The sequence below is a fragment of the Sphingobacterium chungjuense genome, assembly GCF_011316935.1.
Classification (GTDB): Bacteria; Bacteroidota; Bacteroidia; order Sphingobacteriales; family Sphingobacteriaceae; genus Sphingobacterium; species Sphingobacterium chungjuense.
In genome coordinates this window covers 369231-383942 of record NZ_WLYS01000001.1, presented here as the reverse complement: position 1 = coordinate 383942, position 14712 = coordinate 369231, and the positions used below count along the sequence as shown (strand labels likewise).

The 14712-nt window shown below is 42.0% G+C and carries 13 protein-coding genes; 6 read left to right on the top strand and 7 right to left on the bottom strand.

The window, feature by feature from the left end:
- Positions 1–26 precede the first annotated feature (26 nt).
- Genes GKO22_RS01710 through GKO22_RS01700 form a run of 3 tightly spaced genes read left to right on the top strand, consistent with a single transcriptional unit; the run spans position 27 to position 2435 of the window.
- A complete protein-coding gene (locus tag GKO22_RS01710; RefSeq protein ID WP_166332399.1) occupies positions 27–494 on the top strand; it encodes a hypothetical protein in 468 nt (155 codons plus the stop codon).
- Positions 481–1077, top strand: coding sequence for a YIP1 family protein (locus GKO22_RS01705; protein ID WP_166332398.1), 597 nt, complete (start codon positions 481–483; stop codon positions 1075–1077). The genes GKO22_RS01710 and GKO22_RS01705 overlap by 14 nt, the downstream gene beginning before the upstream one ends.
- A gap of 29 nt (positions 1078–1106) precedes the next feature.
- Positions 1107–2435 carry an alpha/beta hydrolase family protein gene (locus GKO22_RS01700; protein ID WP_206367776.1) on the top strand — a complete coding sequence of 443 codons (1329 nt, stop codon included), beginning with the start codon at positions 1107–1109 and terminating at the stop codon, positions 2433–2435.
- A gap of 19 nt (positions 2436–2454) precedes the next feature.
- Here the strand turns inward: GKO22_RS01700 and GKO22_RS01695 are convergent, their stop codons facing one another.
- Positions 2455–3165: an SDR family NAD(P)-dependent oxidoreductase gene (locus tag GKO22_RS01695; RefSeq protein ID WP_166332396.1), complete on the bottom strand. Its 711-nt coding sequence runs from the start codon at positions 3163–3165 to the stop codon at positions 2455–2457.
- A gap of 67 nt (positions 3166–3232) precedes the next feature.
- A complete protein-coding gene (locus GKO22_RS01690; protein ID WP_166332395.1) occupies positions 3233–3565 on the bottom strand; it encodes a hypothetical protein in 333 nt (110 codons plus the stop codon).
- Positions 3566–3611: 46 nt separating this feature from the next.
- Between GKO22_RS01690 and GKO22_RS01685 the strand changes: the two genes are divergently transcribed.
- The 3 genes from GKO22_RS01685 to GKO22_RS01675 all read left to right on the top strand — a co-directional run bounded on the left by GKO22_RS01685 (position 3612) and on the right by GKO22_RS01675 (position 6431).
- On the top strand, positions 3612–4154 hold the full coding sequence (locus GKO22_RS01685) for a hypothetical protein (protein WP_116776378.1): 543 nt from the start codon (positions 3612–3614) through the stop codon (positions 4152–4154).
- A gap of 99 nt (positions 4155–4253) precedes the next feature.
- Positions 4254–5396, top strand: coding sequence for a GDP-mannose 4,6-dehydratase (gene gmd, locus GKO22_RS01680; RefSeq protein ID WP_166332394.1), 1143 nt, complete (start codon positions 4254–4256; stop codon positions 5394–5396).
- A gap of 96 nt (positions 5397–5492) precedes the next feature.
- Positions 5493–6431, top strand: a complete 939-nt coding sequence (locus GKO22_RS01675; RefSeq protein ID WP_166332393.1) for a hypothetical protein — start codon at positions 5493–5495, stop codon at positions 6429–6431.
- A 47-nt stretch (positions 6432–6478) separates the two neighbouring features.
- Here GKO22_RS01675 and GKO22_RS01670 read toward each other — a convergent pair whose 3' ends face one another.
- From GKO22_RS01670 to GKO22_RS01650, 5 genes are all read right to left on the bottom strand, one after another.
- A complete protein-coding gene (locus tag GKO22_RS01670; protein WP_166332392.1) occupies positions 6479–10240 on the bottom strand; it encodes an ATP-binding protein in 3762 nt (1253 codons plus the stop codon).
- A gap of 87 nt (positions 10241–10327) precedes the next feature.
- The gene (locus GKO22_RS01665) at positions 10328–11101 is read right to left on the bottom strand and encodes a succinate dehydrogenase/fumarate reductase iron-sulfur subunit (RefSeq protein WP_206367775.1); all 774 of its coding nucleotides are present in this window, start codon (positions 11099–11101) and stop codon (positions 10328–10330) included.
- 44 nt (positions 11102–11145) lie between these two features.
- Positions 11146–13080 carry a fumarate reductase/succinate dehydrogenase flavoprotein subunit gene (locus GKO22_RS01660; protein WP_166332391.1) on the bottom strand — a complete coding sequence of 645 codons (1935 nt, stop codon included), beginning with the start codon at positions 13078–13080 and terminating at the stop codon, positions 11146–11148.
- Positions 13081–13134: 54 nt separating this feature from the next.
- The gene (locus tag GKO22_RS01655) at positions 13135–13914 is read right to left on the bottom strand and encodes a succinate dehydrogenase cytochrome b subunit (protein ID WP_166332390.1); all 780 of its coding nucleotides are present in this window, start codon (positions 13912–13914) and stop codon (positions 13135–13137) included.
- A gap of 183 nt (positions 13915–14097) precedes the next feature.
- Complete coding sequence (locus tag GKO22_RS01650) at positions 14098–14682, bottom strand: porin family protein (RefSeq protein ID WP_166332389.1); 585 nt, start codon at positions 14680–14682, stop codon at positions 14098–14100.
- Between the last annotated feature and the right edge of the window lie 30 nt (positions 14683–14712).

Sequence of the window (14712 nt, the reverse complement as noted above, 5' to 3'; positions counted from 1 at the left end):
TCCGTACATCCTAAAACCTATATTATATGAATAATAAGACATACGTAGAGACGCAAAGTTTTTGGTCCCGGTGGCTTATCGTGGTATTTCTACTTTTTATCGCATTGGGAATTTATGGTGCGATCAGAGATAATGAGTGGGAGTCAGATAAGATTATTGGTCTGTCTATCCTCGTCTTGATTATCGCCTTTTTCACTTTCATACGGCTGCATACTTCGGTCGATAGCACAGGGATAATGGTAGATTTCAAACCTTTTCTATGGCGCAGGGTGTGGGCTTGGGACAAAATTGAGGATGTACAAATTCAGAAATACAGTTTGCTCGATTACGGTGGCTGGGGATATCGGATAGGTCCTAAAGGTACGGCGTACACGGTAAAAGGAAAATATGGTTTACAAATCCATTTTAAGGATGGCAGCAAGGTATTAGTCGGTACGCAAAGACCGGAAGAAGTTCAACAATTTTTAGATCAAATCAAGCATGAGCAGCTTTAGCCAAGTCTTAATAAATCCTTTTGCTAATCTATCCGATCGGATGATGCTCCGGATTGGTTTAATCGCTTATGTGTGGGCTTCGATGCAAGTTTTTTTATTTCGCTATGTTCCCGACGGCGTCTTTCAACAGCATTTAGTGGCGGAAGTTTCATGGTACGCCGGTTTTGTCAATGCGGCGATCAACATTGTCTTTCCAGCTGTACTATTGTGGCTGCTGGCCAAAGTGCTTTACTATCAGGTTCGCTGGCAGGATGTGCTGATAGTGCTCCTACTATCGCAAGTGATCAATTATATGACCGGTTTTTTGCTAATGAATCCTTATTCCAGATCGAAAAGTGAATTGCTGCTTGATGCGGTGCAAGCAGGCGACATGAGATTAGAAACAGTAGCACCTTTTGATCTATTTATAACCGCCAGTGCAGGCTTAATTGGATTGGCGATGCTCATCTATTTTTTCTATTTACTCGTTGTTGGCATGAAGATAGCCATGAATTCGAAGAAAAAGGTTCACGCAGTTTGGATTGTATTAGTGACATTGTTGGCCGATACGCTTTTGCACCTGTGGGGACCTTACCTTAAATAGATAAAATGAGAATTGCTTTTATAATTTTAATGACATTGTTTTACTCCTGCCGAGGTGTCTCGCAGTCCTTTGAAGGCGCATGGAAAGGTGATTTGGCCGTGCCAACAGGCTTATTGCCACTTCAGTTTTCTCTACAAAAAGGAGATACATGGACGGGCACCATGCGCAGTCCATCACAAACACGTTTAGATTTTAAATTAAATGTCATTGAAGTGGAAGGTGATTCTATTCATCTCCAATCAGCGGCATTGGGTATGTCTTATCAAGGACGCATCAGCGCCGATGGTGAACATGTAGAGGGTACTTTTCGTCAAGGAAATTACACAGCACCTTTACGTTTGGGAAGATACGATAGCACACAAACCGTCAAACGACCACAACAACCAGTAGCGCCATTTCCATATAATATCAAGGAGGTGACCTTCGATAATACAGCGAGTGAGGTTACTTTAGCCGGTACGTTGACGCAACCTAAAGCGCCGGGAAAATATCCCGCTGTGATTTTAGTCAGTGGCTCAGGTCCGCAAAACCGGAATTCTGAATTAGAAGGGCACAAACCGTTTGAGGTATTGGCCGATTATCTAACCCGTCAAGGTATTGTTGTGTTGCGGTACGATGATCGCGGCGTAGCTCAATCATCTGGTAATTTTTTGCAAAGCAATATTGGTGATTTTAGTCGCGATGCACTAGCCGGATTAAAATTTCTCAAAGCGCAGGCAACAGTAGATTCCACACGAGTGGGAATGATTGGACATAGCGAAGGGGGATTGATCTCGCTTCTGCTGGCAGGGCAACATGCGCCCGATCTCAAATTTATCGTATCGTTGGCTGGCCCATCGTTGCCAATCGATTCGTTGATGGTATTGCAGCTATATCATGTGGGGAAAAGTCAGGGGATGAGCGAAAAGCAATTAGCAAAGGTGCGTCCAATCAATCGGAAGAATTTTGAAGTAGTCAAAAGTGACTTACCTGCACCAAAAGCTATGACTCAGTTGCTAGAGAATATGAAGTCGGTAGGTGGAGCTTCGGGCACGCTCAAAAAGGAACTGCAAGTGATGTTGCTGGAGCCTTACCGGTATTTTATGCGCATAGATCCTGTGCCTTTTATTCAAAAGATCAATATTCCACTCTACGCCGCATTCGGCGAGAAAGATGTTCAGGTGCCTGCCAAAGAAAATCAGGAATCGCTCGTCGCCAATCTGCCGGGTAATCCGCAAAGCAGAATTAAAACGTACGCAAACTTGAATCATCTGCTACAGCCGGCCAAAACCGGTGGTTTACAAGAATATTATACGATCGAAACCACCATCGATCCGACACTCTTGAAAGATATTGCCGATTGGGTTAAAGGGTTGTAACGAATGAAAGCAACGCTTTTTAAGGCGTTGTATTGGCCACGGGCAACACTTTTCCGTTAAAATATTGATGCCCTGTTTGCGCAAATTCTGCGATATACCTGCCCATTTCGAAAGCGAGCGTACCGGCTTGTACACCTGGAAACGCCTGCTCAAACATTTCTGTTTGGGAAGAGCCTAGCGCTAAGCAATTCACCGAAATGCCTAAAGGTTTAAATTCTTCTGCCAAGCATTCTGTCAAGATGGCCAAAGCACCTTTGCTGGCCGAATAAGCTGCTAAACCGGGGAATTTAGAGGAACCTTGCACGCCGCCCATGCTACCAATATTCACCATATGCGCGCCGGATTTCATCATCGGAACGATGTGCTGAATCATCTGGCTATGTCCTAGTAAATTAGTCTGTAGTACCTGCGCAAAATCTTGCGCAGAAGTTTCCATAAAAGGTTTATTAACCAATACACCGGCATTATTGATCAAAATATCCACTTGCTCAAATTTAGATGCTATAAAGGGGACGAGTGATTCCGCGTAGTTGTCATTGACAATATCAAATTGCGCAGGATACAACGTACCGCCATCGGGATTGAGTGAAGTCGCAATTTCATGTAATTTCCGCAGTTTATCAGCAGATCTTGCCAAGGCAATGACCTTATTTTCCTTCTTTGCGGTAAGGTCTAAGACGGCTTCAAAACCTACGCCACTACTTGCTCCAGTAATTATGATATTTGCCATTTTCTATTTTTTTATTTTACGTCGGGTAAAGATGAGGAATCTATTTTATATGCTACTGTGCGGAATACTATCCAAAAACCAATGGATAAATCCGTGCAAATAGGAGTAGTGTATACGCTATTAAGAAACCACCACTCAACGACATCAACCAATTGTACTCTTCACGTTCGTACTTATTTTTTAATACGAGAATCAAGAGCGTTACGTACAGTAAGAAGAGCGTGATCGGGAAAAGTAGTACCCACTTATTTGTAAAATATAAGTTGATGCCACTCAGTTTGCTGGCATCCTGCGTGACATAAAAAGCCAGTAACATCGCAAACAAAACAAAAAATAATCGTAATATTGACTTTGCGACGATCTTGCTAGTGGTATGATTTTTGGAAGACGAACTCTTCATAGCAATGAATAAATTTAGAATGATCAAAAATATCAAATTTAATATTATGCGTAAACAGGTAATGTCGATATTATCGCTTTTAGCGATTGTCTTTGTGATGGGTTCTTGCGGAGCACCACGTAAAACTACCGGTTCTGCCGCGGCAGAGTCTGGACCAACAGCGTCGCAATGGCGCGCGGGAGTAAAAGGCAAGTGGGTGTTAAATACGGTAGATCGGGAGGATATTCCTGCTGCATACACTGTAAAAAATATTTTTGATGAAGCTCCTGTGGAGTGTTTTGTAGGAAGTGTATGGGAATTGCCGACAGGAAATTACCGTGGGAGTATTGAGTTCAGAAGCGAAGGCACACTATGTGCCAACGGTGCTGTTCGCAACATCGTCTGGTCTATATTCAATCCGGGTAAAGGAATGGGCGAGCCACAATTTCAGTTCAAGAAATTGTATGCTGGCGACAAAGCATCTAATGTTACTACAGGTTACCGTTTAGACTTATCCTATGCGGATGGAGAGACTATGGTGATGCGTATGCCGATTCCTTTAGATCAAGGAGAGGGAAATTTAGTTTTTAATTTTACTCGCTTAGATTAGGCTACAGGGCAATAAAACGGTATCAATCAGCTGAAACCTCCTAATGTGTAACACACTTTAGGAGGTTTTTTTTATTTTTGGACAAATTATTACATTACAATGCGACAAAAGGTAGCGTTAATTACAGGTATAACCGGGCAGGATGGAGCTTATCTTTCCGAATTTTTGCTGAAGAAAGGGTACATCGTGCACGGCCTAAAACGCCGCAGTTCGTTGTTCAACACTGATCGCATTGATCATCTGTATCAAGATCCGCATACGCAGCATCGTAATCTAATCTTGCACTACGGTGATTTGACCGATTCCACAAATCTAATTCGCGTTATCCAAGAAACACAGCCTGACGAGATCTACAATCTGGCCGCACAGTCTCATGTGAAAGTGAGTTTCGATACACCAGAATATACGGCAAACGCCGATGGCGTAGGCGTACTACGTATTATGGAAGCTGTTCGTCTATTAGGGTTAGTCGAAAAAACAAAGATATACCAAGCATCTACCTCCGAACTGTATGGTTTAGTGCAAGCGGTACCACAATCAGAAACAACACCTTTTTATCCAAGAAGTCCCTATGCTGTCGCAAAAATGTATGCTTATTGGATTACGGTTAATTACAGGGAAGCCTACGGTATGTTTGCTTGCAATGGTATCCTATTTAACCACGAAAGTCCGGTTCGCGGAGAGACTTTCGTCACGCGCAAGATTACACGTGCAGCAGCGAAGATAGCATTAGGATTGCAGGACAAATTATTCTTAGGAAACCTGTCTGCACAACGCGATTGGGGGCACGCTAAAGACTATGTCGAAGCCATGTGGCTCATGCTGCAACAAGAAAAACCCGAAGATTATGTGATCGCGACCGGAGTTACTACCAGCGTTCGAGATTTCGTACGCTTGAGTTTTGCGGAATTGGGAATTGAAATCGAATTTAGTGGAAAAGGCGTTGCCGAGAAAGGCGTCGTGATCGATCGTGATCAAGATCGTATGAAAGAATTGGGTATTAATGCCGACCACATCAAATTGGGACAAACTGTGGTGAAAGTAGATGCCGCTTACTTCCGCCCGACCGAAGTAGACCTGCTGGTGGGAGATCCAAATAAAGCAAAAAGTCGGTTGAACTGGCAACCAAAATACGGATTGGATGAGCTAGTCAGTGAAATGGTACAGGCAGATTTGCAGTTGATGCGCAAAGATGCTTACCTCAAAGCGGGCGGATTCGACACGTTAAACTATTTCGAATAAATCTACCTTGGAATAGTTTTTGTTTACATGTTATATAATCGTTAAAATTTAAACACTTTACAGTTAGAGTTTTCTCGACTTTTGGGTACATAAGGGATGAATGTTGATCGAGTGGAATTAGAAAGAGAAGAAGAAAAAAAAGCACCACAATCCGGTGTAAATAGAAATGTATACTTCTTTATTTTAGCCATTGCTGCGCTGATAGCGACCAATGTCTATTTTTATATAAAATTTAAATCTTCGGGTGAGAAACTATACACGGTAACCCTGCAGCGTGAAAACCTACAGACCGATATAGATCGCATCGAGGCCGAGCTAGACAATGCTACCAATCAAGGCGTAGAATACACCGATGATTTGGAAGCTTCCGAGAGCGAAGCGCGCATGGTCATTAACAACCTACGCCAAGACTTAAGCAAAAATGATATTTCGGAAAGCGAATTGGTAAATGTTCGCAATGAGGTAGCCGGTCTTAAGGATCGTGTTTCCCAGTTTCGGGATGAAGTAGTAGGTCTACGCGTAAAAACGGAATTATTGGCTCGTGAGAATAGTCTGTTGCAGGACGAATTGGATGCCAGTGAGCGCCAAATTGCGAATCTTAAAGACAGACAATCTGCCATGACCACAAAGATGTCTAAAGCATCTTCTATTAAGGTTTCGAATGTAAGTCTTAATGGCATCTCCGTCAAACGGGATGGTACGCATACCACCAATGTCAGAGCAAAACGCATCGATCAGATGCAAATCAGTTTTACCATTGCAGACAATCCAATTGCAGAGATCGGGAAAAAAGAGATATATGTGCGTATCATAAACCCTAGCGGTAATCTTATTGCCAACTCAGAGGATCTGTTTTATGTACATGGTGAGAAGCTTCAGTATACATTTAAGGAAAACATCAGCTTTACGAATAATGGGGAGGAATATCAATTATTCTGGTCTGATGACAATGCTGGATTCAAAAAAGGAGCATATACTGTATTACTCTATGCGGATAACGCAATTATGGGGCGTGCAAGTGTGGTATTCAAATAGCTTGCCCCAGTAACACCCTCTTTTACTAATACCTTTTTTTCGTAATTCTAATAACTGTTTGCTGGTGCAGTCATGGGCAGCACGATCGTAAAGGTCGTTCCTACGTTTTCTGCGGTCTGAAAAGTGATTTCTCCCTGCATTGATTCCACTGTTTTCTTGACAAACGCCAGTCCAAGTCCAGTTCCAGAACTTTTGGTGGTAAAGTTAGGTTGGAATATCTTCGGAATTACATCTAGCGGTATCCCCAATCCATTGTCGCCAATGGCAATCTTCAACAGCTCATTTTCCACCAAAGACAAGCTAATCTTAATCATCACTTTTTTCCGGCCACGAGAAGCCTCAATAGCATTTTTTATTAAGTTATTGAAGCTACGCAATATTTGATCCTTGTCGCCCAACACAAGAAGCCTGTCCCGACCCGTCTTGTTCGCAATCAAAATATTGGTATTCATAGAGCTGTTAAAGAAGGTTACGACTTCCCGCACCTTTTCAAGGATATCAATGTTCACCAATTCGGTGTTAGGTAACTTGGCGAAATTGGAAAATTCCACTGCAATCTTAGATAAGCTATCTATCTGCTCTACAAATGAATCAGAAAACTTCTTAAATCGATCCTCAAATCGTGGATCATTCTCGTTGAATGAGCGCATCAATTGTTGTATGCCTAGTTTCATAGGTGTCAGTGGATTTTTGATCTCATGAGCCACCTGTCTGGCCATTTCGCGCCAAGCATATTCCCGCTCTGCATTCATCAATTGTTTGGTGTTCTGCTCCATTTTTACCAGCATAAGATTATATGCTTTTACCAAGGCACCGATCTCGTCATCACGTTCCCAATAGAGCGGTTCATTATTTTTATCGCTTACCGTCGTTTCCACCATCTTCTCACCAATTATCAATAGCGGCCTAGTGATTAGACGCGATACCGATACTGCAATAAATCCGGCAATTAATATAATCACTGTATAGATATTGAGCAAAGAGTTCAGTAGTAAATTACTATTTCGGATTTCTTCTTTCTTCGCCGCGTAGTTAGGAATGTTTACAAAGGCGATTGAACTATTGTCTTCGTTTCTAATGGTTGAATAACTCGAATTGAAGTCAAAATCACCAATTCTTTCCGTCAGTGTCACGTTGGTCTTTTTGATGACATTGAGTTCATTATACGCGTCCGGATGGATATATTCTGATACTAGCTTTGTCTCGAATATCCGAGGTTGAGAGGAATACACCAAAATGCCGCGTTTGTCATAGATGTTAGCATCCAGATTAGAAAACTCATTAATTTCGCGGACTCTTTCCACAGCATCTTCTGTCCAAGCCTTTTTTTCATTAGTAGACAGTAGGTTTTCTAACTTATGGGAGACTTCCTTGCTGTAGCTTTCTTGTAACGCCAAATTGCTGGTCTCTAACTGCTTGCGAATGGTGAAGAATGCAATTGTTCCCGAGATGAGAATGGCTAGGATAACCGTACAAATCACAATAGTTTGTATCCTCGTACTGTATCGCAATTTGTTTCGCAGCAATATAAACTGATATTGTAGTGTCCTCCAATTAAATGATCTTCGAAATACGACCGTGGTGAGGTATTGAATCATCAACGCCAGAAGATAGACCGTAAATAAAGAGATGAAGAGAAAAGAAATGATTGCAAGCGACTGCCAAATATCAAATTTTGGCTTACTTACGACGATGGTGGTATGTACATCAGGGCGAAAAACCATATGATAAAACCCCTTGTCATCGGGTAGTTCTATCGTTTTGTTTAAATCTGGTGGAAATAGTACATCTTGTGTCGGATATACATAATTACCATTCTGCGTGAGCAAAACTCGATCTTTGTACAAAGCAAAGGCTGCATCGCTGGCGTAATGTTCCCGAATAATATCCACCTTACTATCCACCAAAAATTCGGGATAGGGCAGAGAGGGGCTATAGGCGTAATTTCGTAAATTGACAAAAATCTGTGCGTTACTACTTTCGTCCAAAGGCACATCAAGCTGCAAGAAATACTCATGCGTACCTAATTCACTACGTACACGGTAGAAGTGTTCTGTATTGGGTACACGTACCGCATTATTGATTACCTTTTCCCGATATTCAGACATCTTATTATTACTGTATTCACCAAGAGGAATCTCGTCGATATAATAATAAAACTGATGCTCGTATCTCGAGAGATAACCACTAAAATAATGCGTTTTAATATGATTGTCCAAGAGCTGCACTTGGCGAGTAGCCATAGCTCCCTGCAATAGCTGTCGCATGATTGTCGAGTCGGCAACCAGGCTTTTCTCCATTTCCGAAAAAATAGAAATGGCATTGAGATCGTTTTCTGCTTCCAGGTATTTTAGTGTCAGAGCCATCTGTTTCTGCTTTACCTTACGTATACTTTGGTGGTATATAAAGGAAGATAACAGGGATATAGACAGTAAAACAATGACGATATTGAAGAATGAATACTGCGTGTTTTTGTGGCGCGTATACGAGCGGATGAGCAACACAGCACCCACCAATAGGTTGTAATAAATAGCTTGCTCAAAAAATAAGGCACTGATCAGTAAAAACAAGATCAAGGTAATTAATTGTACATTGATTTCCGTGGTGAGATTGCGTAGCATCGTACGCACCTGTCCAATCGCAAAATCGATATAAAGCAGCAACAGAATGATATTGGCGCAGAATAGAAACACGTTCACCCAACTATAGGTACTAAAACCCAAAATGTTGGTAAAGTCCATGTTTACACTTGATGTGTGAGTAATCAAGGTACTTAGATGCTCTAGCAATAAGTTACTAAACAAATAGATGCTCGCTAACGCAAAACCCGCTAACAATAAGGCTGTGAAATTTCTATTAAAAGGATTCTGTGCTGCCAGAAAAACTTGAATGCTGCGGATATAGAAGATGATCCATGCTGCGCTAGCTGTGGTGATTATAAACTCCCAAAGATTGGGTAAAAATGGATTATAAGCATAATAGCGTGGGTCGAATAGTTCCATGCTGGAGGTAGCTGATAGCCAATCTGCTTGTAAAGAGATCCATTTGAGTATCGCCAAAATACCAGCCATGGCTACTACGGAAGGCCAAGCGTGGCCTTTCTTTGCCAGCATAAAACAGCCACGATTAATTAAGGAAAGAAAAATAATCGAGCCCAATACCCATGCGAGCAGCTGCATAGTCAGGTATACATTGTGATACTTTCCTTGTTTAAATTTAACGGAAAAAAGATAGGTGCCCGATTTACTATACACGTTGCGGACGATGTCATTATCGCTGTATCTGGCTATCTCTAAGTTATCGGAGGGAATAATGTTTTTGTAAAAGCGATTAGAAAGGTAACTATTCGAGTGATTAAATGCACGCCTTACCAAGATGACTGCCAGAACGGACATGTCCTGATCTAATTTCTTTTTCTTGACGATATACGACCGTGGTTCAGCATCGACAAAGGTGGTTTCTTGTACGAATGGTCGATCGCTCGGAGGCACAATTAGGTTCGAACTCCAAAATATAGGATTGTTATTCTTATAGACATAAAAATATATCAGGTTTTCATCGTCCGATAGGTTTTTTGTTAATTCTAATGCTTGGGTAGGATACCGTTCGACGTTAGAGAATGTTTTTAGTGCTAACGAATCAGTAAACAAGTTTTCGACAACCTTCTCTTTTCTGTGAATATTCTTGGAAACAGTTTCGGTATTGATTGTTAGCATATCTGCTTCTGTGATCGTATTGTGTATGATCAGTGCCGTTGCAAAAAGCAAAAACATGACTATTGACAACAGAAGAAGCACTCTATTTCCCATGCAAAAGATTGTTAAGATCGATAAATATAAACAAAAAAGTCCGCCCTATTTGAATAGCGCGGACTCTTTGTAGTATTTAAACAAAGACTAGTTGTGTACGTCTTCTTCGCGGAACAATTTTGCCGTGAAGTATTCTCTGTTCATACGCGCAATGTTCGTCATCTTGATGCCCACTGGACATTCTGCTTCACAAGCACCCGTATTGGTACAGTTACCAAAACCTTCGGCGTCCATTTGATCTACCATACTTTGTGCACGCTCGTAACGCTCTGTTTGTCCTTGTGGCAACAAGGCAAATTGAGAGATCTTTGCTGATACGAATAGCATCGCAGAAGCATTTTTACAAGCCGCTACACAAGCACCACAGCCAATACAGGTTGCAGATTCAAAAGCCTCATCAGCAATACGCTTAGGGATTGGAATCGAGTTCGCATCTGGTACACCTCCAGTGTTTACGTTTACGTAACCACCTGCTTGTTGAATACGCTCAAAAGAGGTACGATCTACCGCCAAATCTTTCAACACAGGGAAAGCGGCAGCTCTCCAAGGTTCGATGACGATAGTCTGTCCATCGTGGAAAGAACGCATGTGTAATTGACAGGTTGTCGTGCCATATTCTGGTCCGTGCGGGCGACCATTGATCACCAAAGAACACATTCCACAAATACCTTCCCGACAATCGTGATCGAAATAAATAGGATCTTCCCCTTTACGAGTAAGGTCATCATTTACGATATCCAACATCTCTAAGAAAGACATGTCATCGGCGATATCATTCGCTTGATAAGTGACAAATTGCCCTTTGTCTTTTATATTTGTTTGACGCCAAACTTTTAGCGTTAAATTCATCTGTCCACTCATAACTTCTATATAGAGTAACACATTGAGCCGAAGCTCAATGGATCTTATTTATAACTTCTTTGGGTTAATTTAACATTCTCGAATATCAGCTCCTCTTTGTGTAATACTTCAGGCTGATTGTCGGCAGTATATTGCCATGCAGCTACATACGTATAATCTTCGTCATTACGTAATGCCTCGCCTTCTTCTGTTTGCGATTCCAAACGGAAGTGACCACCACAAGACTCGTTGCGATTCAACGCATCGTCTACCATCAACTCACCCAGTTCTAAGAAGTCGGCTACACGGCCAGCTTTCTCCAAAGACATATTTAGCTCTTCGTTGTTACCAAGTACATTCGCATTTTGCCAGAAGTCTTTACGCAATTCCTGAATCATGCCTTTTGCTTTCGTCAAGCCTTCAGCGGTACGCGCCATACCACAGTATTCCCACATGATTTTACCCAACTCTTTGTGGATATCATCTACGGTTTTTGTACCGCGCAAGGCAAGTAGCGCATTTACGTTAGCTTCTACTTCTTTACGCGTTTCTTCGAATGCAGGATGGTTTTTATCTACTGGTGCAAAGGAACCAAGATTAGCTAAGTAATCACCTACCGTGAATGGAATGACGAAATACCCATCAGAAAGACCTTGCATTAGTGCAGAAGCACCTAAACGATTCGCACCGTGATCGGAGAAGTTACATTCTCCCAATGCATACAAACCTGGTACGGTAGTCATCAAGTTGTAATCTACCCAAATACCGCCCATAGTATAGTGAACTGCTGGATAGATACGCATCGGTTGTTTGTACGGGTTTTCGTCTGTGATTTTGTGGTACATGTCAAACAAGTTACCATATTTAGCACGTACGGTATCTTCGCCCAAACGAGCAATCGAATCGGCGAAATCCAAGAATACCGCGACACCAGATTTACCAACACCACGCTCATCATCTACTGCTTCTTTGGCGTTACGAGAAGCCACATCGCGTGGCACTAAGTTACCGAAAGAAGGATATTTGCGCTCCAAGAAGTAATCTCTCTCGTCTTCTTTGATGTCAGCAGGGTGCAATTCGCCTTTACGCAATTTGGCAGCGGTTTCTTTTGTTTTAGGAACCCATACACGTCCATCGTTACGCAATGATTCAGACATCAAAGTCAGTTTCGATTGGTGATCGCCCGTTACTGGAATACATGTTGGGTGTATCTGTGTATAACATGGATTGGCAAAGTACGCACCACGTTTGTGTGCGCGCCATGCTGCGGTCACATTACAGCCCATAGCGTTGGTAGACAAGAAGAATACGTTTCCATAACCTCCAGTACACAACAATACCGCATGTCCTTCGTGTGTTTCTATTTTTCCGGAAATCATATCACGGGTTACGATACCACGTGCATGTCCATCGATCTTCACCAAGTCAAGCATTTCATGACGGGTGTAAGAAGTTACTTTTCCTTTTTGGATCTGGCGGTTAAGCGCAGAGTACGCGCCTAACAATAATTGTTGCCCAGTTTGACCACGAGCGTAGAATGTACGGGATACCTGAGCACCACCGAAAGAACGGTTATCTAAAAGGCCACCATATTCACGTGCAAATGGAACACCTTGCGCCACACATTGATCGATGATGTTGACCGACACTTCTGCCAAACGATGTACGTTGGCTTCGCGAGCACGGTAATCTCCACCTTTGATGGTGTCATAGAATAAACGATAAACCGAGTCACCATCATTCTGATAGTTTTTCGCCGCATTGATACCACCTTGTGCCGCGATAGAGTGCGCACGACGTGGTGAATCTTGGTAGCAAAATGTTTTGACATTATAGCCCAGTTCTGCTAAAGAAGCAGCTGCCGAAGCGCCCGCCAAACCAGTACCCACTACGATAATAGTGAATTTACGTTTGTTGGCTGGGTTTACCAGCTTCATATTGAATTTATGTTTGGACCATTTTTCGGCTAATGGGCCAGCAGGTACTTTAGAATCTAACATAGTTAACGATCTATATATTTAAAAGATGCTGCGGAGCAACATCTGTAAATAACATTATTTTAAAAAGTAAAAATACAAAGGCATTAAAGCGAACAGAACCGGAATAATAACACCAAATCCCCAAACGCCAATCGCACGAATCACGCCGATGTAGCGACGATGATTAAACCCGACAGTCTGGAATGCAGACTGAAAACCGTGGATCAAGTGGAATGAAAGTGCTCCCATGGCCACTACATAAAATAAAACGAGTAATGGATTTTTGAAAGTCACTGCCACTTGCGTGTAAAGGTCTTTTGACTGAATGGTCTCTACACCATTGTCTACAAAACTGCGGTAGCCTGTGTATGTTTCTGGCACATCGTCGAACTGATCAATTTGACGATCGCCTGTAGCGATGTTCGTATGATACTCTACATAAGGCGTAGTTCCGAATTTGTACTGAAACCAGAAATTCTGCATGTGCGTAGCGATGAAGATCAATAATACCGTGCCTAGAATACCCATATTTCTGGAATTCCACGTACTGTTTGCTTTACCGTCTGTTTCTTTGTATTGAATCGGGCGGGCGGCTTTGTTTTTGATCGTCAAGATCAACGCGTACACAGCGTGAATGATAATCGATGCATACAATAAGTATGAAACCACTTTAATTGGTGTAAAGTGCGTCATGAAGTATGCATAGTTGTTGAATGAATAGCCAAGGTCGTCGCTGAATAACTGAAAGTTACCGATCAAATGGACTATTAAAAATGTACACAGGAATAGGCCTGTTAAGCTCATCACGAGTTTCTTCCCTAGCGAAGAAGTTAACACCGGCTTTGATTTACTCATTAGTCTTCTGAATTTATATAATTTAGTCACAAATTTATCATATAAACAACAATAAGTCCCGTGGATGCGATTAAAAAGGGCAATTTAGAATTGTTCTAAAAAAATAGGGCTAACCGAATTTCGGTAGCCCTATTTTTTTTATATTAAAAATGGCGCTAAATGTGCCATTAAGGATTTGTGCGCTTACAATAAATTGAATCCAAGTGCCAAAGTCCACAAATTAAGGCGTTGTCTATCACCGGCTCCACGATTTAAATCGCCCAGACCATGCTCATAACGTAAATCCAATGAAAGCTTAGAAATATCTACTCCAGCTCCAAATGCGATCGCTGCAAAGTTGTCACGGAAGTTTGTGCTTTGACTCGCATTCGGTCTGTTAAAATTATCTTTATCAAATATAAACGAAAAGATAGGGCCGGCCTGAATACGTGCTCCTACAGGGCCAAGACCGATTTTAGTACCTAGCAAAACTGGAACATCAATCGTCGAAAAGCGTAGTTCCTGAGATTGACCCTCCGCCGTAACGGTGGTGTTTTTCATGGAATAATAGACCTCAGGCTGAAGATGAAGGCCTAAGACGCCGACACGTGCCCATGCACCTGCCAAGAAACCTGCTTTAGTGCTAGAATCAAAATAATTTCCGTTTGAACGAAGGCTTGTAAAGTTCGCACCTGCTTTCAATCCTACATCAACAGATGGGAAAAGCTGAGCTTGTGCAGAAAAGATAGTTGTGATCGCAACGATCAGCGTAAGTATTCGTTTTTTCATAGTATTGTTTTAATTTTAACTTTTTCAAAG

What these genes read in the sequence shown, in the direction of transcription:
- GKO22_RS01710 (WP_166332399.1), top strand. Translation starts at nt 27, where the DNA reads ATGAATAATAAGACATACGTAGAGACGCAAAGTTTTTGGTCCCGGTGG.
- GKO22_RS01705 (WP_166332398.1), top strand. Translation starts at nt 481, where the DNA reads ATGAGCAGCTTTAGCCAAGTCTTAATAAATCCTTTTGCTAATCTATCC.
- GKO22_RS01700 (WP_206367776.1), top strand. Translation starts at nt 1,107, where the DNA reads ATGACATTGTTTTACTCCTGCCGAGGTGTCTCGCAGTCCTTTGAAGGC.
- GKO22_RS01695 (WP_166332396.1), bottom strand. Translation starts at nt 3,165, where the DNA reads ATGGCAAATATCATAATTACTGGAGCAAGTAGTGGCGTAGGTTTTGAA.
- GKO22_RS01690 (WP_166332395.1), bottom strand. Translation starts at nt 3,565, where the DNA reads ATGAAGAGTTCGTCTTCCAAAAATCATACCACTAGCAAGATCGTCGCA.
- GKO22_RS01685 (WP_116776378.1), top strand. Translation starts at nt 3,612, where the DNA reads ATGCGTAAACAGGTAATGTCGATATTATCGCTTTTAGCGATTGTCTTT.
- gmd (WP_166332394.1), top strand. Translation starts at nt 4,254, where the DNA reads ATGCGACAAAAGGTAGCGTTAATTACAGGTATAACCGGGCAGGATGGA.
- GKO22_RS01675 (WP_166332393.1), top strand. Translation starts at nt 5,493, where the DNA reads ATGAATGTTGATCGAGTGGAATTAGAAAGAGAAGAAGAAAAAAAAGCA.
- GKO22_RS01670 (WP_166332392.1), bottom strand. Translation starts at nt 10,240, where the DNA reads ATGGGAAATAGAGTGCTTCTTCTGTTGTCAATAGTCATGTTTTTGCTT.
- GKO22_RS01665 (WP_206367775.1), bottom strand. Translation starts at nt 11,101, where the DNA reads ATGAGTGGACAGATGAATTTAACGCTAAAAGTTTGGCGTCAAACAAAT.
- GKO22_RS01660 (WP_166332391.1), bottom strand. Translation starts at nt 13,080, where the DNA reads ATGTTAGATTCTAAAGTACCTGCTGGCCCATTAGCCGAAAAATGGTCC.
- GKO22_RS01655 (WP_166332390.1), bottom strand. Translation starts at nt 13,914, where the DNA reads ATGAGTAAATCAAAGCCGGTGTTAACTTCTTCGCTAGGGAAGAAACTC.
- GKO22_RS01650 (WP_166332389.1), bottom strand. Translation starts at nt 14,682, where the DNA reads ATGAAAAAACGAATACTTACGCTGATCGTTGCGATCACAACTATCTTT.